This window comes from Paenibacillus plantarum, assembly GCF_013141695.1.
GTDB classification, from domain to species: domain Bacteria; phylum Bacillota; class Bacilli; order Paenibacillales; family NBRC-103111; genus Paenibacillus_E; species Paenibacillus_E plantarum.
Genome location: NZ_WHNY01000067.1, coordinates 673550 through 697613, shown reverse-complemented (window position 1 = coordinate 697613; position 24064 = coordinate 673550). Strand labels below are relative to the sequence as shown.

At 47.6% G+C, this 24064-nt stretch carries 25 protein-coding genes, 1 tRNA gene and 1 pseudogene; 12 read left to right on the top strand and 15 right to left on the bottom strand.

Annotation, left to right across the window (positions count from 1 at the left end; genetic code table 11):
- Nucleotides 1-116: 116 nt before the first annotated feature.
- Nucleotides 117-1181: pseudogene (locus GC096_RS26060) on the bottom strand (ribonucleotide reductase barrel domain-containing protein); the annotation flags it as partial.
- A gap of 280 nt (nucleotides 1182-1461) precedes the next feature.
- Here GC096_RS26060 and dat point away from each other — a divergent pair.
- The 4 genes from dat (at nucleotide 1462) to GC096_RS26040 (ending at nucleotide 5434) form a co-directional block, all read left to right on the top strand.
- Nucleotides 1462-2322: a D-amino-acid transaminase gene (gene dat / locus GC096_RS26055; RefSeq protein WP_171634232.1), complete on the top strand. Its 861-nt coding sequence runs from the start codon at nucleotides 1462-1464 to the stop codon at nucleotides 2320-2322.
- Between the two features lie 280 nt (nucleotides 2323-2602).
- A complete protein-coding gene (locus GC096_RS26050) occupies nucleotides 2603-3655 on the top strand; it encodes an ABC transporter substrate-binding protein (RefSeq protein WP_171634231.1) in 1053 nt (350 codons plus the stop codon).
- A gap of 70 nt (nucleotides 3656-3725) precedes the next feature.
- Complete coding sequence (locus GC096_RS26045; RefSeq protein ID WP_171634345.1) at nucleotides 3726-4640, top strand: ABC transporter permease; 915 nt, start codon at nucleotides 3726-3728, stop codon at nucleotides 4638-4640.
- Entirely contained in the window at nucleotides 4640-5434 is a 795-nt protein-coding gene (locus GC096_RS26040; RefSeq protein ID WP_171634229.1) for an ABC transporter ATP-binding protein, read from the top strand. Before GC096_RS26045 ends, GC096_RS26040 begins: the two co-directional genes overlap by 1 nt.
- Before the next feature lie 350 nt (nucleotides 5435-5784).
- Here GC096_RS26040 and lipM read toward each other — a convergent pair whose 3' ends face one another.
- The gene (gene lipM, locus GC096_RS26035; RefSeq protein WP_171634227.1) at nucleotides 5785-6624 is read right to left on the bottom strand and encodes an octanoyltransferase LipM; all 840 of its coding nucleotides are present in this window, start codon (nucleotides 6622-6624) and stop codon (nucleotides 5785-5787) included.
- Nucleotides 6625-6876: 252 nt separating this feature from the next.
- Here lipM and GC096_RS26030 point away from each other — a divergent pair, with 252 nt between their 5' ends.
- The 3 genes from GC096_RS26030 (at nucleotide 6877) to GC096_RS26020 (ending at nucleotide 10723) form a co-directional block, all read left to right on the top strand.
- Nucleotides 6877-8667 carry a DEAD/DEAH box helicase gene (locus tag GC096_RS26030; RefSeq protein ID WP_171634226.1) on the top strand — a complete coding sequence of 597 codons (1791 nt, stop codon included), beginning with the start codon at nucleotides 6877-6879 and terminating at the stop codon, nucleotides 8665-8667.
- Nucleotides 8664-9665, top strand: a complete 1002-nt coding sequence (locus tag GC096_RS26025; RefSeq protein WP_171634224.1) for a YqhG family protein — start codon at nucleotides 8664-8666, stop codon at nucleotides 9663-9665. The genes GC096_RS26030 and GC096_RS26025 overlap by 4 nt, the downstream gene beginning before the upstream one ends.
- Before the next feature lie 116 nt (nucleotides 9666-9781).
- Nucleotides 9782-10723, top strand: coding sequence for a hypothetical protein (locus tag GC096_RS26020; RefSeq protein ID WP_171634223.1), 942 nt, complete (start codon nucleotides 9782-9784; stop codon nucleotides 10721-10723).
- 332 nt (nucleotides 10724-11055) lie between these two features.
- Here GC096_RS26020 and GC096_RS26015 read toward each other — a convergent pair whose 3' ends face one another.
- A complete protein-coding gene (locus tag GC096_RS26015; protein ID WP_056615913.1) occupies nucleotides 11056-11247 on the bottom strand; it encodes a YqzE family protein in 192 nt (63 codons plus the stop codon).
- A 91-nt stretch (nucleotides 11248-11338) separates the two neighbouring features.
- On the bottom strand, nucleotides 11339-11620 hold the full coding sequence (locus tag GC096_RS26010) for a hypothetical protein (protein WP_171634221.1): 282 nt from the start codon (nucleotides 11618-11620) through the stop codon (nucleotides 11339-11341).
- A gap of 167 nt (nucleotides 11621-11787) precedes the next feature.
- Here GC096_RS26010 and GC096_RS26005 point away from each other — a divergent pair, with 167 nt between their 5' ends.
- Nucleotides 11788-12012 (top strand): hypothetical protein, encoded by a 225-nt coding sequence (locus tag GC096_RS26005; protein WP_171634220.1) that lies wholly within the window; start codon nucleotides 11788-11790, stop codon nucleotides 12010-12012.
- An 89-nt stretch (nucleotides 12013-12101) separates the two neighbouring features.
- Here GC096_RS26005 and GC096_RS26000 read toward each other — a convergent pair whose 3' ends face one another.
- Together GC096_RS26000 and GC096_RS25995 are read right to left on the bottom strand one after the other, a co-directional pair.
- Complete coding sequence (locus GC096_RS26000) at nucleotides 12102-12755, bottom strand: Bax inhibitor-1/YccA family protein (RefSeq protein ID WP_171634218.1); 654 nt, start codon at nucleotides 12753-12755, stop codon at nucleotides 12102-12104.
- Nucleotides 12756-12894: 139 nt separating this feature from the next.
- A tRNA-Leu gene (locus GC096_RS25995) sits at nucleotides 12895-12978 on the bottom strand.
- Between the two features lie 111 nt (nucleotides 12979-13089).
- Between GC096_RS25995 and GC096_RS25990 the strand changes: the two genes are divergently transcribed.
- Nucleotides 13090-13275 (top strand): hypothetical protein, encoded by a 186-nt coding sequence (locus tag GC096_RS25990; protein WP_171634216.1) that lies wholly within the window; start codon nucleotides 13090-13092, stop codon nucleotides 13273-13275.
- Between the two features lie 98 nt (nucleotides 13276-13373).
- On the opposite strand, the gene GC096_RS25985 is transcribed toward GC096_RS25990, so the two are convergent.
- Both GC096_RS25985 and GC096_RS25980 read right to left on the bottom strand, forming a co-directional pair.
- Nucleotides 13374-14168: an adenosylcobinamide amidohydrolase gene (locus tag GC096_RS25985; RefSeq protein WP_246302941.1), complete on the bottom strand. Its 795-nt coding sequence runs from the start codon at nucleotides 14166-14168 to the stop codon at nucleotides 13374-13376.
- Nucleotides 14155-14418 (bottom strand): hypothetical protein, encoded by a 264-nt coding sequence (locus GC096_RS25980; protein WP_056615932.1) that lies wholly within the window; start codon nucleotides 14416-14418, stop codon nucleotides 14155-14157. Before GC096_RS25980 ends, GC096_RS25985 begins: the two co-directional genes overlap by 14 nt.
- A gap of 174 nt (nucleotides 14419-14592) precedes the next feature.
- Here GC096_RS25980 and GC096_RS25975 point away from each other — a divergent pair, with 174 nt between their 5' ends.
- Entirely contained in the window at nucleotides 14593-14910 is a 318-nt protein-coding gene (locus GC096_RS25975; RefSeq protein WP_057309825.1) for a hypothetical protein, read from the top strand.
- Between the two features lie 74 nt (nucleotides 14911-14984).
- Here the strand turns inward: GC096_RS25975 and GC096_RS25970 are convergent, their stop codons facing one another.
- Together GC096_RS25970 and GC096_RS25965 are read right to left on the bottom strand one after the other, a co-directional pair.
- The gene (locus GC096_RS25970; RefSeq protein ID WP_056615938.1) at nucleotides 14985-15311 is read right to left on the bottom strand and encodes a hypothetical protein; all 327 of its coding nucleotides are present in this window, start codon (nucleotides 15309-15311) and stop codon (nucleotides 14985-14987) included.
- A gap of 80 nt (nucleotides 15312-15391) precedes the next feature.
- The gene (locus GC096_RS25965) at nucleotides 15392-15961 is read right to left on the bottom strand and encodes a xanthine phosphoribosyltransferase (protein WP_171634213.1); all 570 of its coding nucleotides are present in this window, start codon (nucleotides 15959-15961) and stop codon (nucleotides 15392-15394) included.
- Between the two features lie 266 nt (nucleotides 15962-16227).
- On the opposite strand from GC096_RS25965, the gene GC096_RS25960 reads away from it, so the two are divergent.
- Complete coding sequence (locus GC096_RS25960; RefSeq protein ID WP_171634211.1) at nucleotides 16228-16941, top strand: DUF4309 domain-containing protein; 714 nt, start codon at nucleotides 16228-16230, stop codon at nucleotides 16939-16941.
- Nucleotides 16942-16993: 52 nt separating this feature from the next.
- Here the strand turns inward: GC096_RS25960 and GC096_RS25955 are convergent, their stop codons facing one another.
- Nucleotides 16994-17629 (bottom strand): DedA family protein, encoded by a 636-nt coding sequence (locus GC096_RS25955; RefSeq protein ID WP_312886343.1) that lies wholly within the window; start codon nucleotides 17627-17629, stop codon nucleotides 16994-16996.
- A gap of 144 nt (nucleotides 17630-17773) precedes the next feature.
- On the opposite strand from GC096_RS25955, the gene GC096_RS25950 reads away from it, so the two are divergent.
- On the top strand, nucleotides 17774-18814 hold the full coding sequence (locus tag GC096_RS25950) for a YkvI family membrane protein (RefSeq protein ID WP_171634210.1): 1041 nt from the start codon (nucleotides 17774-17776) through the stop codon (nucleotides 18812-18814).
- Here the strand turns inward: GC096_RS25950 and GC096_RS25945 are convergent.
- From GC096_RS25945 to GC096_RS25930, 4 genes are all read right to left on the bottom strand, one after another.
- Nucleotides 18746-19183, bottom strand: a complete 438-nt coding sequence (locus tag GC096_RS25945) for a hypothetical protein (protein ID WP_171634208.1) — start codon at nucleotides 19181-19183, stop codon at nucleotides 18746-18748. The two genes, GC096_RS25950 and GC096_RS25945, sit on opposite strands and share 69 nt — an antisense overlap.
- Nucleotides 19184-19213: 30 nt before the next feature.
- Entirely contained in the window at nucleotides 19214-19489 is a 276-nt protein-coding gene (locus GC096_RS25940; RefSeq protein ID WP_171634207.1) for a hypothetical protein, read from the bottom strand.
- A 63-nt stretch (nucleotides 19490-19552) separates the two neighbouring features.
- Nucleotides 19553-22774 (bottom strand): AAA family ATPase, encoded by a 3222-nt coding sequence (locus GC096_RS25935; RefSeq protein WP_171634205.1) that lies wholly within the window; start codon nucleotides 22772-22774, stop codon nucleotides 19553-19555.
- The gene (locus tag GC096_RS25930) at nucleotides 22771-24048 is read right to left on the bottom strand and encodes a metallophosphoesterase family protein (RefSeq protein ID WP_171634204.1); all 1278 of its coding nucleotides are present in this window, start codon (nucleotides 24046-24048) and stop codon (nucleotides 22771-22773) included. The genes GC096_RS25935 and GC096_RS25930 overlap by 4 nt, the downstream gene beginning before the upstream one ends.
- Nucleotides 24049-24064 lie beyond the last annotated feature (16 nt).

Sequence of the window (24064 nt, the reverse complement as noted above, 5' to 3'; positions counted from 1 at the left end):
TTCACCATCTATGCTCTGCCCCTGACTGATTCTTTACTTCCAGCCTTCGGTTCGGATTAGCTTCTCAGCCTTCCCGCTTTATTCCGCGATGATTAACGTGAGGCAAACTAGGCTACCTTACCACACGGATTCGTACAAATAATAGGATTAAAATACCAGCTATTGGACATCTGATTGTAATATTCCAAGAATACTACGCCAGGTTCAGCGGATTTCCATGCCGATTCAATAATCGAGTGCCAAACATCACGCGCGCGAACCGTGCGATAAGGCTTAACAGCTTTGCCTAATTTCTTCCACGCATCTAAATTACCGTCCCACAGTTCATTGTACTCTGGATCTGTGGTATCCGGGAACACCAGTTCCCATTCTAGATCCTCCTTCACCGCTTTCATGAAGCCATTACTTACGCAAACAGATAAGTTCGCGTTCGTAATCTGCCCCATGGTGGACTTCACCGTAATGAAATCCTCCAGATCTGGATGCCAATCATTAATCATCAGCATTAACGCCCCGCGACGGCTACCGCCTTGCTCGATCAAACCTGTCGTATAACTAAACAATCCACCCCAAGAGACAGCGCCGCTGGACGATCCATTAACGCCTTTCACCACTGAACGTCTCGGTCGAAGTGAAGACAAATTAATGCCAACGCCACCACCGCGTGACATAATTTCAGTCATTTCAGTCAACGTGTTCATAATCCCGCCGCGACTATCCTTCGGTGAAGGAATGACGTAGCAATTGAACAAAGTCAATTCATCACTCGCATCCGCGCCTGCTGCAATCCGGCCCCCAGGTACAAGCTTCCAATCGTTCAGAATGTATCTGAATTTCTCCGTCCATTCCTGACGCTTCTCCGCTGTCTTCTCAACCGAAGCCATCGCTCCTGCCAAGCGATCCCACATTTCTTCCGGTGTCTTTTCTCTATTTAATGTCAACTTCTCAACCTCAGATTCAACCGTTTCACCGCTGCGTGTCAGAACCTTCACTTTGCTTCCAGCACGACTAACAATCTCACCAACTTCTTTGGCTGGGAATTTCGGATCATCCTTCGTCAGTACGAGAACGGTGTCTCCGACTTTCGCATGACTCGTATCCGCATCCTTCAGCGCATAACGATCCAGAAATATTTTTTCACTTAAACCCGTTAACTTCTTACTGGTGTAACCATTCCCCATCGTTCAAATCCCTCCCAAGTAGCCGCAAATATTGCTGCGATTTAAGATAATAAATACAAGTGCCAGAAACCACCAATTCACAATATATGGTATACCTTACTGATTATACTACACAACATCTAGCGGAGACAAAGTCTAAATACCCATTGCAAAAAAATCAACAAAGTGCTAGTTTTGACGTTCTTATCCATGTTTGATAACCTAGATATAGTATATCACATTTTTCAGCAAAACAGAACATATGTTCTATTATTTTTTTTATAAATAGGAGAGATGAATCATGTATTTTTATAAAAACGAATTCGTACATAAACAAGACATCCAAATCTCACCCGATGATCGTGGCTATTACTTTGGTGATGGAATTTATGAAGTGTTTCGCGTCTACAATGGTCAGATTTATGAAGGTGCTGCACATATGCAGCGGCTCGAACGAACAGCAAGTGAAGTACGCCTCTCCTTACCTCATACAAGTGATGAAATTCTAACTATATTGAATAAGCTCATTGGGCACAACAACCTCATCGAGGGCACGGTTTATTTGCAAATTACTCGTGGAGAGGCGCCTCGCGCGCATCCATTCCCGACACAGGCTGTGCCCATTGTACTCGCCTATTGTTCTGAGGTGAAGCGTCCTTTAGCCACCATTCAGAATGGCATCAACGCCGTTACACAACCTGATATTCGCTGGTTACGATGCGATCTCAAGACCCTAAATTTGCTGCCAAATGTACTTGCCAAGCAAGCTGCATTAGATCATGGTGTACAAGAAGTCGTGCTTCATCGTGAAGGCACGGTAACCGAATGCAGTGCCTCCAATCTGATGATGGTGAAAGATCAGGTTCTCTACACGCACCCCGCCAATCACTTGATTCTGCATGGGATTACGCGTGCTGTCGTACTCCGAATAGCGCATGCCTTACAAATACCAGTCAAAGAAGAATCTTTCACGACGGAACAACTTCTACAGGCGGATGAAGCTTTTATCACAGGTACGACGGTAGAAATTACACCAATCCTTCAAATAGATGGACAATCTATCGGTTCAGGAGTACCTGGTCCAACAACCCAGAAACTTCAAGCCGAATTTGAAAGAACCTTTCTCAACCAAAACACTCCCCCCATACAAGGGCAGCCCTAGTCCAAGTCATCTCATCTGGCTTCTAAAGGCTGTCCTCTTTTTTGCGTACAAACCCCATCTCTACCTCCGTATGTCACGTTTCCTCCCGACAAATATTCACAAAATAATCACAAATTCGGATAAAACAATTGACGGAAACCCCATGAGCCAATTAAACTATGGTTAATTATAAAAGTACTTGGACACCTCGCCTCTCACGCTTTGCTGAACGAAAGCGTTAAAGTGGTGGGAGAGCAATGCGTCCAAGCAACATCTGGGAACTTAGAGAGGGGTAATTTTGTTGAAAAAGAAAGCACTCACATCCATCGTATTATCAGCAGCTATTATGTTAGTCGCAGGTTGTGGTCAAAAAGCGGAGCCAACGCCTGCAGCAGGTGGTGCAGCCTCAACTACTCCGGCAGCTACAGCAGCCGCATCCAAAACTTATAAGATTGCGATTTCACAAATTGTTGAACATCCATCGTTAGATGCAACACGCCAGGGATTCCTTGCAGCACTTAAAGATGCAGGCATCGTAGAAGGCACGAACCTGAAGGTTGACTTCAATAATGCACAAGGCGATCAACCGAATAACTTATCCATCGCTCAAAAAATTGCTTCCGCTGACAACGATCTTGTACTGGGAATTGCAACACCATCCGCACAAGCAGTGGTACAGCAAGTGAAGAAAGCACCGATTCTTTTCGCAGCGGTTACAGACCCACTTGCAGCCAAAATCGTAACCAATGTGGATAAGCCAGGCGGCAATGTATCCGGAGCTTCCGATACGAATCCAATGGCCATTGCCCAATTGATGGATTTCGTTGCAGCTAACATGCCGAAGATTAAGACTGTTGGTCTTGTCCTGAATGAAGGAGAACCAAACGCTGTCATTATGGCCAAAAATGCTGAACAATCTTTAACCAAGCATGGCATCAAGCTAATTAAAGCACCAGTTACAAACACATCAGAAGTTAAACAAGCTGCACAGTCCCTTGTTGGTCGTGCAGATGCATTCTTGATTACGCTTGATAACACAGTTGTTAGTGGTGTGGATGGTATCATTCAAATCGCGAACGATAAGAAGATCCCATTCTTCTCCAGTGACCGTGATACCGTTGAAAAAGGAGCTTTCGCAACAGTTGGCTTCAAATACTTTGATCACGGCTACCAAGTAGGCCAAATGGCTGTCGACATCCTCAAGAATGGTAAAAAACCAGCAGACATGAAAGTAACTGTACCTGACAAAATGGATCTCATCCTAAACCTAAAAGCAGCTAAAGCACAAGGCATCGAAGTAACGGATGCGATGAAAGCCGCAGTAAAAGATAAAGAGAAAAATATTATTCAGTGAGTAGAAAGACACTAAAGGGGTGAACGTCACTTTCGTTCATCCCTTTTTTTCAAAGTTAGGAGGAATAATGATGATGGATTCAATGACTGGTGCCGTCGAGCTAGGACTTCTCTATGCATTGATGGCGCTAGGTGTTTATATTACGTTTCGTATTCTTGATTTCCCTGATCTAACGGTGGATGGCAGCTTTACAACAGGCGGTGCCATTGCTGCGATTCTAATCGCAAACGGCTACTCGCCACTTCTTGCTTGTTTGGCCGCTTTTGCAGGTGGACTTGTGGCTGGCGCTTGCACAGGACTGCTTCATACGAAGGGTAAAATTAATGGGCTTCTGTCCGGAATTCTTATGATGATTGCCTTGTACTCGATTAATATGCGCATCATGGGCAAACCGAACATTTCGCTTCTTGGTGTAGATACTTTGTTTACTTCCATGTCACCAATTACCGTAGTATTGATCATTGTGATTGTATTCAAATTGTTGCTTGATGCGTTCCTGCATACCGATCTGGGTCTTGCTCTCCGTGCAACTGGGGACAACGCTCGCATGATTCGCAGCTTCGGTGCCAACACGGACCGAACAACGATTCTAGGCTTGAGCTTGTCAAATGGATTAGTAGCTTTATCCGGTGCACTTATTGCTCAGCAATCCGGCTTTGCGGACATCTCGATGGGGATCGGGATGATCGTGGTGGGACTAGCTTCCGTTATTATTGGGGAAGCGATTTTTGGGGCTCGCTCCGTTTTCCAAGCGACACTTGCTGCTGTACTCGGTTCCATCGTGTACCGAATTGTTGTCGCGTTAGCACTTCGAGTTGAGTGGCTGAAAGCGTCCGACTTGAAGTTAATTACCGCGATTATCGTGATTATCGCGCTCGTTCTGCCATCCGTGCAGCGATCGATCAAACAAAAAGCGAATGCGAAGAAGCGCTCTGCTGAGCTCCTCGAGCTCGCGCTGCAAATGAACAAAGGAGGTGGGCGTTAATGCTGCAGCTCTCGAATGTTTCCAAGCTCTTTAACCCTGGTTCTGCCGATGAGAAAATTGCGCTCATCGGCATTAACCTAACCCTGAAGCCCGGTGACTTCGTCACGGTCATCGGCAGTAACGGCGCCGGTAAATCGACGCTGATGAACATCATCTCCGGCGTCATGACGCCAGACGCCGGCGAAGTGCGCATAGATGGTGAAGTCATTCACCATCTGCCTGAGTACAAGCGCAGCCGCTGGATCGGCCGCGTCTTTCAAGACCCCATGGCGGGGACCGCTCCTCGTATGACCATCGAGGAGAATCTCGCCATGGCGTATGCCCGCGGCAAGAAGCGCGGGCTCAGCTTCGGCACCAACGCGCGAAAGCGCGCGTTGTTCCTGGAACAGCTGCAGCGCCTCGGTATCGGCTTGGAAAGCCGCCTGCGCGCGAAGGTCGGTCTGCTCTCCGGCGGCGAGCGACAAGCCCTCAGCTTGCTCATGGCAACGTTCACCGAGCCGCAGATTCTGCTGCTCGATGAGCATACAGCCGCGCTCGATCCCGCGCGGGCTGAACTGATCACACGATTGACAGAGGAAATCGTGCGCGAAATGAAGCTGACCACACTCATGGTCACGCACAATATGGAGCAAGCGATTCGTCTCGGCAATCGCCTGATCATGATGGATAAAGGTCGCATCATTCTTGATGTGAACGAGGAACGGAAGAAGAACCTCACCGTAGCGCAGCTGCTCGGTGAGTTTGAACATATCAGCGGCAATAAGCTAGCGGATGACCGAGTCGTACTCGGATAATTAATTAAGGACAGTCCTTTGAGTAGATTCTTCTACCTGAGGGCTGTCCTTTATTTGGATGAATCCGAATGAATCAGCTAACTGGAAAAACTCCAGCTATTTTAGATCATTTTCGGTCAATTGCTTGAATAACTGGAAAACCTACAGCTAATTCAGCGATTTCTGACCACACAGGCAATACTAGCTGCTATTACCTGTATATAATCCATTTATTCCTAAAAATTCAGCCTTTTCCTCTAATTTAGCTACATGAAATCCATTTATTCCTCTCTGTTAGGCTAAGAAGGTGCACTCGCAGCAATAACTACTTCAGCCCACCTATCATCCACTTTCCTACTTCTGTTAACTTACTACCGCCGTAAATTCCACTCGTCCGTGCCGTATTTCTCGGCAACAAGTCGCTCCGTAAGTTCAATCTCGTAGTCCGTCAATGACGACTCGACGAGTTCGACACCAAGACCTAGCGCGATTTCACGCCGGAACGCTTCCTCCACTTCGCGCAACGTGACTTCCGCTTTCCCTTGTGCGCGCAGCAATTCATTAATGGCTACAGCCTTCTTTAGAAAGCTATGTTTCATGCGATCGGCCACTTTCTCATTCGAGAAGCGCAGCATCCGAAATAATTGATCCGTATCCATATCCAGCAGGATCGAGCCATGCTGCAATACAACGTTTTTCTGCCGAACTTGCGCGCTGCCAGCGACTTTGCGACCTTCCACAACCAACTCGTACCACGAAGGTGAATCGAAGCAAGCCGCAGAACCAGCGGAAGCGTATTTCTCTTTTTCCTCATCGCTTGCCAACTGCACCATTTCTGCTGCTAGGCCTAGCGCACGAAAACCTTGCAATAACCCCTCGCTCAACACACGATACGCTTCCGTCACATTGCGTGGAATGCCTGGATAATCCTCAGCCACGATGATGCTATACGTCAACTCTTTATCGTGCAGCACAGCTCTTCCGCCAGTAGGCCGTCTCACAAAGCCAATTCCCTCGCTTGCAACCGCTTCTTGATCAACTTCAGCCGCCTTTTGAAAATAACCAATAGATAACGTAGCAGGATTCCATCCATAGAACCGCACCGTTGGCGGAACCTTGCCTTCACTGTGAGCGGTAAGTATCGCTTCATCTAACGCCATATTTTCAGCAGGAGAACGATCCCCTGTATGTATAAATCGCCAAGCTGTCATCTCATTCGACTTCCTTTCGTGTAGAACGTCACTTTTTCCCAAAAACCAACCTCTATCATAGCATATTCAAGATCAGCGTTCGACCTCTGAGAACTTCCCCCTAGTAAAACTCTTACATGGGAAAAGTTATGAAAGATTCTTCTCTGGACATACTAACAAGTATGCGACGTTTGAGGATAGGCGCAGTATCAGATCGTAGCATATGCTTACGAGGCTAGTTTTGCTACGCAAAACTTTTAGGAGGGCACAGCCATGCGTCAACATGATCAGCAAGAGAACATTCGCCCCATTCATAAACAGCTGGATATGCATTTTGAGAGGGACTGGTTTACCGAGCTGGACAATCGTGTACGTGGAGGAGGTCCTTGGGATGACTGGACCTTATATCAGCTTGCCTACGAATCGGAAGAATCGGGGCTTATTTCTACGTTTGATGATATGCAATGCCTTGCGCACTTAGGGACGCTAGAACCTATGGCGCATCAGATTGATACAGCGAAACGAGTGCTCAACGAGATGCGTGGGCGGGCTATTTTGGCCGATGAGGTTGGACTTGGGAAGACCATTGAAGCTGGTTTAATTTTAAAAGAATACATGATCCGCGGGCTTGTCCGCAAAACACTCATCCTTGTACCCGCTTCCCTTGTCCTGCAATGGGTTCGGGAATTGAATACCAAATTCGGCATCCCTGCCGTTGCGCATAAAAAAGCCTACATGTGGCAGCAAGCTGACATTATCGTAGCTTCGATGGACACAGCCAAAAGGGACCCGCATCGCGAGATTGTGATGGGCCTTGAATACGATATGCTCATCGTCGATGAAGCCCACAAGCTGAAGAATAAGAAAACGACTAACTACACGTTCGTCAACGAGCTGCGCAAAAAATACTGCCTGCTCCTCACAGCTACACCTGTGCAGAACGATCTCAAAGAGCTCTACAATCTGATCACGCTGCTAAAACCAGGTCAGCTTGGCGGGCAGAACAGCTTCAAGAGCAATTTCGTTGTCGGCAAACGTACGCCGAAGAATGAGATTCAGCTCCAGCAAGAGCTTTCTAAGGTGATGATTCGTAACCGTCGGGGAGACGGCGGTGTTCACTATACGAAGCGGATTGTGCGTAATATCCCGCTCACGCTCTCAGACGATGAGCAAGCGCTCTATGATGGGGTTACGAATTTCGTACGAACACGCTATTCCGAAAGTGGCGGCGATCTCAGCTCCATGCTTTCTATGATTACACTTCAGCGTGAGGTGTGCAGTTCGCGAGACGCTGTTTTTATAACGTTGGTGAATTTATTTAAAAAGACAGCCGAAGACTCACCGATGCGGCCTAAAATTTGGGAGCTCGTCGAGCTTATTCGCAGCATTAAGTCCAATAGTAAAGCAGAAACCACGATGCGACTTATTCAAGACATTAATGACAAAGTCATTATTTTCACGGAGTATCGGGCATCGCAAGAATATTTATTGAACTATCTCAAGGAACATAAGATTACGGCAGTCCCCTATCGCGGTGGCATGAATCGCGGCAAAAAAGACTGGATGATGGATTTGTTCCGAAATCGGGTACAAGTACTTATCGCTACCGAGGCAGGTGGCGAGGGCATTAATCTGCAATTTTGCCACAACATGATCAACTTCGATCTGCCGTGGAACCCTATGCGCGTGGAACAACGGATCGGTCGGGTTCATCGCCTTGGGCAAACGCATGACGTAAACATTTACAACTTATCCACAAGGAATACCATTGAAGAACATATCCTCTCTCTCTTACATGAGAAAATCAATATGTTTGAATTAGTTATTGGGCAGCTGGATACGATTTTGGAAAAAATCGAGAAACGCGGATCGCTTGAAACATCCCTGTTCCGAATGGTGATGGAAGCCGGTTCTGGCGAGGAAATCCGTCGTAGAATCGATGAACTCGGACATTCCATCTCCGAAGTAAGAGAAGAGATCGAACAAAATCCGCAATATGGCGCGAAGTTCCAAGACATTCTTGACGCTGTAGGCGGTTCCCAAGCTGTGGAGGTGGGTCCATGAATAAACGAAACATTCACTCGTTCGTGATGCGTTTTCTGGAAGCCTATGATTGTCAGATTCTTGAGAAAACACCTGCCTCGGTGACGGTCAAGCTCTCTCCCGATGCAGATCGGGAAATGACGGGCCGCCCTTATTATTGGAGCTTCATCGAGCGAACAGGTGCTGCTGCGGAAACGATGACGTATAAATTCGTGATCGATCCGGAGCAAATAAAGCTGGAAACGAAGCCGAAACCTGCGGCTGTGACCGCTGTCCAAAGCCCTCCGTCCACTGGCTACGGACCATCGGGTACTGGCGGTGCAGGTGGTCCTGCAGGCAGTGCGCCGGACAGCATACTCGGCCGTTACTTCGGCTTCGTTCCGACGACCATCACGGCGCGCGTTCCCCAAGATGATGTCACCTTCGGCAGCCGACGACTTGACCAGATCTTCGGGATCGTTCGCGAGCGTGGTCGGTTCATCCATGTATTCGAAGAGCCATTCCCGACAGGTGCGACGTATCATGCTTCCCTTGTCTACAATACGTGGCTCTGTGTGAACTACAAGGTTGAGCTTCTCTGTGACCGGAAACGGACAGAAATTCATTCCCTTGCGATTCAGCTGGGCACCGGTGAAATTCGCGAGCATTTTCATAAGCAAATGCTAACCAAAAGTCTGTCGCCGAAGCTCCCTGCGAATAGTCACATTTTACCGGATACGATTTCCATTCCGAAGGCGATCAATGCCCTGGAGATGATGCTTGAACGTAAAGTCAGCACCTACGACCACCGCTGGGCCGATGAAGCGAACGCTCGGCATCGCAGTGAAATCGATCGTGTGGAGGGCTACTACAACGGCCTTTTACTAGCAGCAGAACCTGACAAAAGAGACGAAATCGAAATCCAATGTCGGAATCGCTTGGAAGAGATCGATTGGCAGCATAAGCCACGGATCGCTGTATCCGTCATCAATGGCGGACTATTTCACTTAAATGCGAGTCGAAATGCATCCAGAAACTGACGCTAGTCGCTAAAACCTCGCAAATAACCCGCAACAGGTTCTAACATTCTTTTTAAGGCATACGCATTACAATAGTCACATACACTAAGAGGTTAGCGAGAGGCAGGTGAACGAAGATGAAGTCGTGGACCACTTGGACAGCCACTTGTATTATTTTGTGCAGTATTGGCTTCATGCCCTTACACACTTCAGCTGTTGACAACTTAAACGGGACAAGCCCTACGCAGGCGCAAGTGAAGGAACCTAAAGCAGCAGCTTCAACACCGGACTTGACGAGTACATCATCATTCGGTTCAACAATCAGTAATTGGCAATCGACGCTTGCGAAGGAAGATGGTTTTGCAGGTTGGCTGAACGCACGCTGGAACAGCTATCCACTTGGACCTGGCACCCATGGCTGGGTCGTCATCCTCACCGATCAAGGTCAAGAAGTGGGCTACATGATTGTGCATGCCACCGAATCTGGCGGTTTCCGTTTGACCGAATATGGGACAGGCAAATCTCCTTTATTTAGTTTGGCTACGTTGTATCGCTCTTTGATACAACAAGAACTCATCCCTTCAGGAACCTTATACGACGATTTTGTGCAAAATAAAACGATCATTGAAGACCGCTTATATATGGATACCCTTACTTCTGTTTGGAAAATCGTGCTGGATGACGAGACCTATTATCTCGACGCCAAATCAGGGGAATTGCTTCCGCTGACGGAGGATCCAAAACCACGCATGGCGTATGATCTGAGTGTCTCATCCGATCTATCGCATGGTACTGCTCAGAGCCTGATACGCCCCCCATTTGATCCTTATGAACGGATGCCATGGATTAAAGGCACTCCGCTGCAAGTGTCAACCTTGCCTGAGCTCAAGATTGCTCTTGAGCAGCAAGGTGATCTAACCTATGTCACAGAGTTGTATGGTGCTCAGGTGACAATGCCGTTAACCGTATTAGGTTATCAACAATGGATATATGGGGATATCTATCTGATACTCGATCACGATGGCCCGCGATACGTGGGATTGGATGCTTCGTTATCGCTTGGGAAGATCTATCCGTGAGTCAGAGGGAACTAGGATACGCTATTTTGTAGCTTTGCGCCAAAAATGTTCCGAAGGGGAACGTCAGTGTCTTATCTAGCCGAAAATCGCAGGAAACTGGCAAATTCGGATAAATAGAGCACTCTCGTTCCCCTTCTCACTAAAATGATTCGATTTTATGTAAATAGCGCACCTACGATCCCTTCATCTTTTAAGATTCGCATAACGTGTGATCCCTGATGGGATACTTGCCATCACTTAACCAAACTGTTACCTGTTTTACAACAAAAAGTGGCTGATCACATGTAGAAGATTCTACAAGTGACAGCCACTTTTTGCACATTTCACCACGCTTATTTTCTCGACTTCGTCCGCCCAAACAACATCCGCGTCGCTAACGGCAGCATCCCAAACCACCGTGTCTGCCAACCCTCACGTTGTTCCTTCATCGACGCTTTGGCTTGTTGACGAACTTCCTTCGGTGTGTCGATATAGGTAACGACTTGTTGGGTTATGTACTTCACAAGATCATCGCTTTTTGCCATACGCCCACCTGCCTTTTACCCTTATTGTAACCAGAGCAACAAGGCTTTAAACTACACGAAGACAGGTGGCAGGCCGCTTACTTATTGCCATTCACCCTGGTCTTCCGCCGCTCTCCGCAATAATTTTATCTGCAAAAGATTTAATCGTGCCACAACCTAACAGCATTGGCTTATTATCGCATTGCAACAGCAAGGTTTGAGCATTCGTATCCCAGGCATATTGGAAGCCAACATTCATGCTGACGACTGAAATCGTAAATTTGCCTGATGCTGTGTTAGGAATAGAGAACCCCTGCCTCCTACCTACTTGCTGCAGTGCTCTGAATACGGAAGGCGAAATCCCTTTATACATCCATGTGCTACAAGTTGCCATAGGTTTTCTCACCTCTTTCAATTAGGATCATTAAATTGTATGAGGCAAGAGCTGAAATCGTGCTTATTTCAATAAAAAGCCTATCGCCGGATCGTTGCATTTGCTTCTAATCTCGTCCAACACACATAAGCTAGAGTAACTAGAGAGAGAAAGAGGTGTTGGTTTGAATGTGGGAACTAATGCTTGCAACCGAGCAGCTTGACATTTATATGGATGAAGTCAATCTTAAACTCGAGATCCGAATGAAGTCAGAACGGGATTTAGTTCCTTTAACAATTCGTATGAACCATACAGATTTGACCCAGTTAATCTATACCCTGCTGGAAATCAATCGAAGCTTTCGAGGAGATATCCCTTTTTTTCATACGAAAAAGCTGCCAGGCAAAGCTTAGCCAAGCAGCAAAAAAAGCACGATGCACTCCCCCACATTCGTGGTTCGGAGCCATCGTGCTTTTTTATCATCGTGTGCAGATCCGATGTTTTAGTTTCTGTTGATTCCCGCAATGGAAGCGATGAACCGCAAAATATAGAGGAACAAGTTAATAAAATCCAGATAAATATTCAATGCAGCAAGTGGAACAGCTTCCGCTGCGACACCGTTACGATACTGTGCTACATCATAGAGCACCCAGCCACTGAAGATTAAAATTCCCACCATGGACCATACTAGATTCATCATGGATCCAAAATGTAAGAACATGCCGAGAACACTCATTAACACAAGTCCAATTGTTCCTGCAAACAAGAATCCGCCTAAGAAACTGAAATCACGTTGGGAACGGTGAGCATAGAAAGCCAATGAGCCGAAAATCGCTGCCGTTGCAAAAAAAGCCCCCGATACGACACTAGCCCCAAGCTGACCGCCGTAAGCCATGATGACCGGATATAGCGTCACGCCCGAAATGGCTGTAAATGCGTAGAGAAAGCCGTAACCAATATTTTTGCCGCGAATGCGAATCACGATAGCGGCTACCAGCATTGCAACCTCTGCAATGACGAAAAGCATAACCATGGATTGCGGTACAACCATCGCGCCAATCAATGTTCCAAGAAATGAAACCAATAGGGAAATGGCAAACGTTTGAAGCACATGTGCAAAGCTGCCGGATTGTGTGATCGTTACTGTTCTATCCATGCAATTCAGCTCCTTTAGATATAAAGAAATGTACAATCTATCCTATGTATTATACCTGTAATTCATGAAAACCGCTACAGGGGGCGGTGGACAAGAAAACACCCTCTCCTGAGAAACCAGAAAAGGGTGTTTCGAGCGATGCGATCAAGAGGACTCGAACCTCCACGGGGGTAAGCCCACACGGACCTGAACCGTGCGCGTCTGCCAATTCCGCCATGATCGCGTTTACAAAATTAATATACCATGTGACGCAAAAGCTCGTCAATTAAACTTTTGTCACTAGGTATAATTCGGTGACCACTTCCTAAACCTAATCCCAAAGGAGGTATGACCTATGAATGAAGAAGAAATCAAAGCACTGGAGCCGAAATATACGGGCAATCAGCGTCATTTGACCGAGGGTGAAGCAGAAGGGATCGTTCACGATCCGAATTTCAAAAACGAGAATGAAGATGACGATATCTCTGACATGGATGCGCTAGCCATCGGTCTCTCATATGGCATGTTTCGTAAAACGTAAGTCGTATACGTAACCAACGAGGAGGGTCCCAAGAGCCAGCTATGTGGCGGGGGCCCTCCTCGTTTGTATTTTGAAGACTTACACCACTGTACACCTTACTACGTGCATTCCCCCTGCAAGTTCACCGCGACACGCTTACTCATTTCTATCTCATATAACTGGCCAGAAGCTAGGATTGCATCATGCACCGTTCTGCCAATCAAGTACCCCAGCGTCGTCGCTGTACCTGCATAGCGGAATGATGTTCCTCTGCCTGTTGCAGCAATCAACACGGCATCTGTCGATGTTCCTGTTGCGATTTGACCATTCACGGTGATATTCAATGCCTGCAGAGCGGCAGCTTTGGCTTCCGTCGCGGTAATAACCGCATTCACCATGGCCGCATCCGTCAAACTACCTTCGATGACCACGATCGTATTAATCGTGCCTGGATAGAGCGAAGCGGCTGGCAAAATGGCCCCTGCTCGCGCCTTATTTCCCAGCCCGACTGTCACCCATGCAGCAACACGAAGTGATTCGTGCTCATATACCGCTTCTACAGGCTGCACACGATGCTCTTCCTCTAGAGGCCAAGCCAATTCGCTAAATCCAACATCATTCACCCACGCCGCGGTGAGCATCCCAGCCGTATCCTGAGGCTTCAGCCCTTCTCGAGCAATGAAAGCCTCCATCTCCACCAACGGGTCGGTTTCGTTATACGTCTTGTCCACTTGACGATTCATCAACACCCGATGGTGACCAAAACCACCACCCCACGGAGAAGAATTCAATGTTCGCAGCGGATTGTCACTAGTAATCTGCATATATCGCCCGTGTGGCGATACCACTTGCTTCATCCCAATACCAGCGATTAAACTTCTAGTGGAAGTTTCCTCTCCCTCACTCTGCATCATCGGACAAATCATCCGGCGCTATCGTTTCCTGAGGCAACATGAACGCTGGCGGCCTTTCATTCTCATAAGGCTGATACACGTATCCGCGGGCAAGCTTGACGACTCTACGGTTTTTTTTGCGAATAAGAACCGTCTCATCATCCCAAGCTACAACAATGCCACGCACATCGTTCGCTGGGCTGACATCTCGAATGACACGCAGCAGTGTGCTGTCTACGCGATATTGATCCAATTGTTCTTCTGTAATCATCTATGTAGCACCTCCATAATAAGTATCTCAAATCAACCGTTCCTCCTTAGCATACACCAATTCGGGATTCGATGAAACTTTACATAAATCCATTCATCTTCGGTTAACTTAACGAGGACGAAGCACGCGATAAGGCAAAGGCTAACTCATGCCTACCGTAAGGGGGATATTACTATGGAGAAGAGAACGTACTACATCAATGTAGGCACGGGAGAAGTACTCGAAGACAGCACAGCACTGGATTATGAATTCGAAATATCCGCAACGGAAGATGATATCGCCAAACTGCAGGAGCTTTTTGAGGAAACCGATAACTCGTCTCAAGGCAGCTACGCGACTTCCTGGCTCCCCTGGAAAGTTTATTACTCTAACGAAACGAATCAGGAATATGATTACTATTTAACCGAAGTGTATCGTACGCTGCACCGACTTGGTTCTGAACAGACGAAGCGGCATATCGAAACGATGAACGTTTTAGAAAATGGCATTTGACCCTAATTTTGCTACAAATAAAAAGGCCAAGAATCCTTATGGAATTCATTGGCCTTTTGTCATATATGGGTTATTTAACTTACATGCTCTTTCGAATCGTTCGTTTCAAACCAGAAATCAAGGACTTTGCTTGACATCACACGTTTCTTAATATAATCCGATTGTGCAACAGAGAACTGCTGCTCCCACTCGATTGTCAGCTCCGTACAAAGCTTCACGATTGTTAACAACTCGGACCAGGCTACATAGCGCTTATACCAGAAAAATTGAGGGTGTTCAATCATATACGGATACAGGTCATCAAACTCTGTATGTTTACAATCAAGCGCACGTTCAAAGTGAGTCTTTGCTTCCCCTAGCTTTGTCATAAAATAGTCAATGGAACCATTTTCGATACCCATAGATGTCAGCCTCCTCTCTTACCTTGTAATCATTATAAAGGATAAATCGGTTTCAGGGAAGTCATTCTCGTGATGTAAAATCAGTCAAAAGTGATCTGACCGTTCGCAAGTGAAGCAATTCGAGCGAGTGACTCTACGCGGATACCGCGTTCACGAATGGATTTACCGCCATTTTGAAAGGATTTCTCAACAACAATTCCGACACCGACAAGCTCTGCTTCCGCTTTTTCCACAATGCGAATTAAGCCGCGTGCCGCATCCCCATTGGCGATAAAGTCATCAATCAGTAAGATACGCTCACCTTGTCCCAGCAAATGCGAGGACACCATAATATCCGTAACAATTCCTTTGGTAAAAGAAGGAACACGCTCACTATACGTATCTTGATCCATCGTCAACGTCTTCTTGCGGCGAGCAAAAACCATGGGAACGCCAAGTTGCAAGGCCGTCGTATACGCAATAGGAATACCGGAAGATTCCACAGTCAATACTTTGTCTGGCTTGGTTTCTCTAAACAATCTTGCAAATTCTTTTCCCATCTCCATGATGAGAACAGGATCTACTTGGTGATTCAAAATAGCATCAAGTTTAAGTACTTGATCAGAAGCAACGACGCCGACCTCTAAGATCCGCTGTTTTAATAACTCCATGAAATCGGCCCCCTATAGCGTTCTATTATGAGTAAGTTACCATATTGCTCCTGCCTCTTTCAAGTCCATTTAGAAAATAACAAAAAACACTGAAACTTTTTGGGCTTTCGAGGTGTCTATATATATATGAGGTTCTAACACAATTGGAATTCGTTCTAGAATTGCTCACATTTGGGCACGAAGATGCATTGAAAACCTTCGATAAAACAGTATCATTAATCTTACTACTATTTTTGATTACAACTACTCTTCGGAGGAAAGGAAAGATGGCAATGAACAACCTAATTAGACCAATCCTTGTAGGCTGTATGCCTGTTGCAATTGCATCATTCTTGGTGACTGGATGCCAAGAATCATCTGCTCCTGCTCCAAAGCCTACCATAGACGTAACATCAACATATGTACCTTCACAGGTTAACCAGGAATCCACGCCTCCGATTACCGTCGTAACCCCGACAGCCACACCTGCGGTAGACGAAAGTATGAAGCATGAAGCACAGGTAGCTGGTATTACCAAAGTCGATCAAGATGATGTCCCATCGCAAGTTTTCACAAGTCCGAAGCCCACCGCTAAGCCGAAGATTAAAGCTGAGGATGCCTATCAACAAGAAAAGCCGACTTTGATGGGGTTAAAGCTGGGCACCCCGAAATCTTCCGTCTTGGAGCGTTTTGGTAAAGTGAAGAAGCAATTCGTCATGGAAGAAGACAACATTGAGGTTTATGATTTCAACGACTTTTCCGTTGGTTTCAATAGCAAAGGAACGCTTGAATTCGTAGATGTGCACTCGATTGACATTGACCCAGGTTTGCATGGCTTGCGTTTAGGACAAAGTCAGCAGGATGCAATCGCCATCCTAGGCAAGCCAGATACGAACTCCACTTATGTGCTTTCTTATAAAGCGCAAGGCACATTGCTTAAGATCGATATCGACCCGCATGACAATACGATCCAATCCATTAAGCTTTTTGCAAACTCGTAGTTCCTTCTACAATGAAACAGAAGACCATGAATTCAGCCTTATAGGTTGAAATTCATGGTCTTTTTTTCGGTTTACGTTTCAGTATAACAATGTGATGTTTGCGAAAGCGAAGGTAGATCAGTACGCCAATAGCAGCTAGTATGACCAATACGAATAATGAAATTCCCATATAGGTGTGAAACAAATGTAAAAAACTTTCAAAATTATTGCCGATAAATCTCCCCAGCGTCACAAAGGTTGTACACCAAAGCAGCGCTCCGGTTCCCGCATACAAAATATACTTATAAAACTTCACACCACTAACGCCAGACAAATAACAAGTGAAATGTCGTACGCCAGGTACGAAATAACCGAAGAAAACCGTCCATAGACCATATTTCTTAAACCAGCCTTCCGCTCTCTCGATTCGTTCCGGCGTTAGTTTGACCCATTTGCCATACCGATTGAGAAACGGTTTACCTACACGATGACCAATCAAATAACTAACCGTCATGCCCGTCATGGTCCCTGCATAAATAACGGCTAGTGTAGGGCCAAAGTCAAAAGGACCTCCCCAAGCGGTCAAAGAACCGATAAAGACCATCAAGGTCTCATCAGGAATTGGAACGCCAAGCATCCCGGCGGACAACAAAAGATATAAGGCAACATAGCCATATTGGCTAATAAAATCAAACAGGAATTCCTTCACAACCTACACTCTCCCGAGTTTAACTTTAACTGCCTCTTCGCTGCGTAATGGGACTTAAAGCAAGCTTGCCCTAAGTTACAGTCATGCAAGCTTATGTACAAACATACCTTGTACTATATCAAACGAAAGAAAGCGAGGCAATATATGCGAAATCATGCACAGATTGTCCGTGTCGCCTTCACCTACATCGGGACCGTCGTTGGGGCTGGGTTTGCTTCCGGGCAAGAAATTCTTCAATTCTTCACTCGCTATGGCTCGCTCGCTACATTAACGATCGCTTTATCAACCGTGTTGTTCATTTGGATTGGTATCCAACTTATGCTTATGGCACATGACTTGAAAGCAGAATCCTATGAGGATTTGAATAAAGTACTTTTTGGCGAAAAAATAGGAAAATGGATCAGCTTGTTTATGATGGTTGTTCTTTTTGGCATCACAACCGTCATGTTAGCAGGTGCAGGCACAGTTTTTGAGGAACAGCTTCACCTCTCGTACACCACAGGACTACTGATCACGCTCGTACTTTCTTATGTCATTCTAACGCGTGGGATCAAAGCCATCATGACCGTAAACTCGATTGTTGTTCCCATTATGTTGCTCTTCAGCGTCGTCATTGTCGTGTACACCTGGCATTCACCAACGTCTGGCAACTGGCTGCGTATCTCAAGCGAAGATTCTCTTGTACGCGTTTGGTTTGCACCATTTCTTTACACAGCCTTTAATTTGGCCATGGCACAAGCTGTACTCGTTCCAATGGGAGGCGCGATTCGCGATCGCTCTGTGCTCTATTGGGGTGGCTTGCTTGGAGGTGCAGGCATTGGGTTACTTCTACTAGCGGCACATTATGCCCTATCCGCACAAATGCCGGGCATCGCACAATTTGAAATTCCGATGGGAAATATCATGACCAAACTAGGCTATTTCCCGCAAGTCGCCTATTTACTCGTTATTTACGGCGAAATATTCACGACTTTTATCGGGGATGCCTATGGCTTATCTATGCAGCTCCAGCAACGAATCAAGATACCTCCCAAATTGTTGCTCATCGCCATTTTACTTCTTAGCTATGCCATCAGCCACATCGGTTTTAAAACGCTGTTAACCGCTTTATACCCGCTATTTGGCGTGGTGAGTGTCGTTTGGCTCGTGCTGATGATCTGGCGTAACCGGCGAAGTACGTTGTAGGGCATTCCCTGGCGGGAAGCTGAGTACGATAACTAACCGTATGAACAAAAGCAACATCCCCATCGCAGAAAGGATAATACCTGTAAGCAAATAGCCCCAGTGGAAATTTGCGATTTCCGTATGATCGCGACCAACAGCCACTAGCATGGCAATCATGAGTAGAAGTCCTATGATAAATAAACCAACGACGGAGTAATCAATGATCGTCCATCGGGAGAAATAGGTAACCGCAATCTGGGCTTGGCCGACGGCTCTTGGCGAGGCAGCTTGCTGCCTCCATAACTGATGCACCGTCCATGCGGTATAGATGCCGGCACCTGTTACAAACAGACCGACCACTGCTCCTAGAATTGCTAAAAATAAATTCATTCATAACCCCTCCTTTCATCTGACCTTAAGCTAGTGTTGACGCAAGCCGTAGATGAGCAATAGCGTGCAGCCAAAGCTTATGACTGGGAGCGCATAAAGCAAGGGCAGGATCATCACGTGAGGAAGCTTCATCGCTGGGAACCACAGCAGCTGCAGGCTTTTCATTTCGATCTCCTCGGCCTCTTGATTGCCCTTTTGAACTCGGAGCGCGTCAGTCGCTCCCTCATTCCACTGAATCTTGCCTTTTTTCCATCCGACTTGATAGGAAATTTCTCGGTGATCTTTCCTCTTATCGTTTCCTTCCACGTTCGAGGCCTCCCGTCCCAGGTTTCTATAATTGCGTGTTGAAAAGTCCAGTTCGGACAACCTCTATAATTGAATATACAGGTGATCAGGAATTACATTTGCTGCCGCATCGCGCACATGACCATGACAGGTAAATAGCAGCACCTGATGACGCTTACTCAAATCAGCGAGGACTCGCAAACAACTTTCCATCCGTTCCTCATCGAAATTTACGAGAATATCGTCCAAAACCAGCGGTAAAATGGCTTTGCCTCCATACTCTTCTACAAGTGCAAAACGCATGGATAAATACAATTGCTCGGCTGTCCCACGACTAAGTTGATTCGTATCTACTTGCTGTCCATTTGCTCTAACTGCTAGTAATCTTTGCTCCCCAAATGGTGCCTTTACAGCTTCGAATGCCCCGTTCGTCATCATTGCGAAATACGCAGAAGCCCGCAAAAGTACCCCTGGCTGACGATCTTTTTCGTACATATCACGCGCCTTTTTCAATAGGAGTGCAGCGAACGAAGCAACCGCATATTGATTTACTTGCTGTGCTAACGTCGTTCGAATCCCTTCCGCCTGCAGTCGCAGATTCGCCGCTTCCGCTCCCTGCTCCAGCTTCTCTATCTGCCCCGAAAGTTTGCCAATAATCTCTCTGTGCTCATTCGCTTGCAAGATCGTCTCCGACAGCTTCTCTTGCAGCGAAGCAGCTAGAAGAGCCAGATCTTCTTCTCCCTGTGCTTCCATCAGCTCCGTAAAGCTCGCCATTAATGACCGGCTTACTAACGACTCCAAGGAGGCTTCAAGTACACGGCTTTCATCTTCAAGCTTCTTGCGTTCCAGCTGTTCCCGTTCCAAAATTCGCAAGTGCTCACCGTCTTGCGCCGTGGCTTCCTGTAAGAGCTGCTGAAGACGCGCCTGTGTCCGATCCATATGTTGCTGAGCTAGCAGATACGCTTGTTCCGTCTCTACGATCAGCTGTTCAGTTTGCCTGTGTTCCGCCATACGTACGTGCTGGCGCTGCTCATCTTCTTTCCATCGCTTCAAAGCAAACAAATAATCTTGGTTGGAAGGAAGCAATTCAAGCAGTTTTCGAACCGTTTCTTCATAGGTATGAACGTTTTCGGTTAACATGTCTAACTTGGAAGTCATTTTGTGAAGTTGTCGCAGCCCGTCTTGTGCTAACTCGATGACCTGAATCGTTTCTAGCAGGGCATCAGTTGACAAATGTGAGCCTACCCCTAGACTTTGCAACCATTCCTCCCAGGCCGTGTGTAACTCAAGCGTGTCTTTTTTGACTTCATTCGCGTAGTGGATACGTTGCTCAACTTGCTGCTGAAGCAGCTGTAAATGTTCCCGTGCATCCCTTAGTTTCTCGAGCTTACGAAGCTGCTCACTATGTACATGCTTACTTTGATCTACCTCACGGAACCAAGCATCCAGATGTGGCTGCAGGTCTTGAATCAACACACTTGTATTTCGATAGGATCCTTGCTTGTTAAATTCTGTAGCAGCGGCCGCTTCTTGAAGGTTAGATTGCTGATAGTGTACTTGTTCAAATTGGCGCAGTTGCTCCTGAATACGGCGTTCCAGCTGCACGAGTTCCTGCTCCAAACGATGATCTTGGACAATGGTGGAGGGCATGGCACGAGAAGCTCTACTCCCTTCCACTTCACGACCCATCAGCCAAATATAGCAAGTTACTCCTGCAAAAATAAGGAAAACGATTGCAGCTGCAAGCCTATTTCCCTGCCATCCGATAAGTAACGGCGTAACAAGCGCTAGAATGCCTGCTGCTATCATCATACGTTGACGAAATGCACGCGTTGCATCTTTACCGGCTTTCGTTGCATCTTCGAGACTTTGTAAGTATAGATTTTGTTCAGCCTGACGATCTTGTTGATTTCTAAATTGACTAGTTACTAGCTGCCAACGCGCATAATCCGAAGCCAATTTCTGTAATAAAATAAATGGATCGGCATCCATCGTCTCCGCGCTTGCCTGTAATCCTTTGCAAGCTGCTTCAAGATGACCGACCTGGTCTTGTCCGCGAGCAACCTGCGCATGTAAGCTCTCCAACTCAGCTCCAATACGCAGTTCAAGTTCAGATCGATGGCGGAATTGCTCTTTATATGTACGCACTTGTTCACGAAGGGAAATCGTTATAGCGAATGAAGTGACATCGGTCTCATCCCACTGCACATCCAAATTGGCTAGCAGTCTGTCCACTTGAGCACGCTGGTGTGCAACCTCAACCCCAAGCTGCTCAATCTGGCGCTTATGCTCCTCATAGCTAGCCGCTTGCTCTAACAAGTGGTTCAGCTCGATCCCATGCGCGAGTACCTTCGGCTCCAGCACGAGCGCAGCCAGCTCTCCGCGCAAACTCTGCACACGTAGGTGCAGCTTGTCGCGCTCCACTTGGAGGCGCTCCTGCTCGGCCTCGAGCGCCTCCAGCCTTGCCGTGGCCTGCTCCGGGAAGCCCGGCCGTGCCGGCAGGCCCTCCAGCTCGCGGCCGATCTGCCGCAAGCGGAGCCAGCCGCTGCGCGCCTTGCCGGCCAGGCCGAGCTTGTGCAGCTCCGCGCGCAGCGCCTCCTGCTGCCCCTCCAGGGCAGCAGCGCGAGCCTCCACGGCGCGGCGTTCTTCTTGCAGCCGATCGTAGTCGGCTGCCCCATCACGGCTGCGGCGCAGCGACTGCTCCAGACCCTCGAGCTCCTTCAGGAGACGGTTCATCTCCTGATTGCGTCCGCGGGGTCTGTACAGGCCGTCGGCCTGCGCCGTCAGCTTGCGCTCGGCCTCCATGATGGCCGAGCCGCTTACACCAAGCCCAGCGCTATACAGATAGCCGCTGAGCTCGTCCGTCTGCAGGGAGCGAAGCTCCTGCAGCTCGGTTAAACCAAAAGCGAACAAGCTGCGATAGAGGTCGGCCGAGAGGCCGCCCAGCAGCGTGTTCAGCAGCTCTTCACCGCCGGTGGTACCATCGGCGAGCGTGACCTTAACGAGCCCCGCAGAGGCTCGTTTGCCGCCTGTGGCGGGCGCGTCGTAGCGCTCGACGCGGATGCGCTGACCCTGCTCATCGAGCAGGGTTAGGGCGCCACCGTGGGCGCCGCCGCCCAGCGGCTCGTAACGCTCCGACCGATTCGTTCGCGTCGGAAAGCCGAACAGCACCGCGCGGACGAAGCCCATGAGCGTACTCTTCCCCGCTTCGTTGGCGCCGTAGAAAACGGCCAAATTACTGTCCGTATGCAGCTGGCGATCACGCAGGCTGCCAAATCCATCGACTTGGATGGCGATAATTCTCATCCAGGTCCCCCTCCATCCGTGATTAGCAAATCCGCAACAAGCACTTCTGCGGAACGCAGCCATTCGTTCAGCTGTTCAGGCGTTGCCGCAGCTGGATTCCCCGCGAATGGAGGCATTCCCTGCAGCGCAGCAAGAGCTTCTTCTGCGAAGCTCTCTAAGGCAGATTCGTCAGTTTGCAGCGCTGCCGCATACCTTAATAAATCGCCAAGGAAGCTCTTCTCTTCCATAACGGCTGCCAGATCATGCTCACTGGCCGTTCGATCTTCGATCGATTCGATCCACACGAAGCTGCTCCGCTCCAATTCATCTTCTCTTAACTCATCCATTAATTCTTGTAAGGCTCGGCCTTTACGCAGTCGTTCATGGATTTCACTACGGCCTTCCAAAACGATGCGCACAATCCCATCTCGGCCGTTAGCATCTTGACGAAGCCGATCTAATAAATCGCCTAAGCGATCTTTCAATATTTGCTCTGACGGAATTGAGCTCACAGATAGTGTTTCTTGAAACCACCGCACCGTGTCCAATGCGTGAAACATAAGCTCCGCTCGTCCACTATCATCGATGTCTACGAGATAACAGCCGCGAGGCCCGGTTTCCCGAATACTTCGGCCCTGGATGTTGCCTGGATACACAATCGCGGGCTGGTAGTTCATAACCTGTCTTGTATGTACATGTCCAAGTGCCCAGTAATGCATGCCAGCATCGATTAAATCCTGCTTACTGCAAGGGGCATAATTATCATGATGAGGATCTCCATCGACATTCGTATGTAAGAGTCCGATCTGACACACCTCCGCTTGACCCCTTTTAAATTTCAACGCGAGATTCTCTGTTACTGCCGAGCTCCCATAGGATATCCCATGAATTTCGGCGATGATGCCGCGATCTTGTTTCACAACCTGTAAGGTCTCCACATGCTCAGACGCAAAAAAATGAACGTCTGCCGGCCAAACCAACTTTGCGGCACGTCCATCCTCGGGGTCATGATTACCATGTATGATATAAGCAGGAATGTCTTCAGTCGCCAAATGCTCCATTGCTTTTTGAAAACGAATTTGTGCTCGCAATGAACGATCCGAAACATCATAGACATCCCCGCTAATCAGTACAAAATCCACTTTTTCTTGTATCGCAAGCGCCACAAGCTCCTTCAACGCTTCGAACGTCGATTCTCGAACTCGTTCTCGAACCCGTTCAGGAAGCGCCGACATGCCTTTAAATGGGCTATCTAAATGCAAATCGGCAGCATGTATAAACCGCAGTCGTTTCATGGCTCTAACGCCTTCC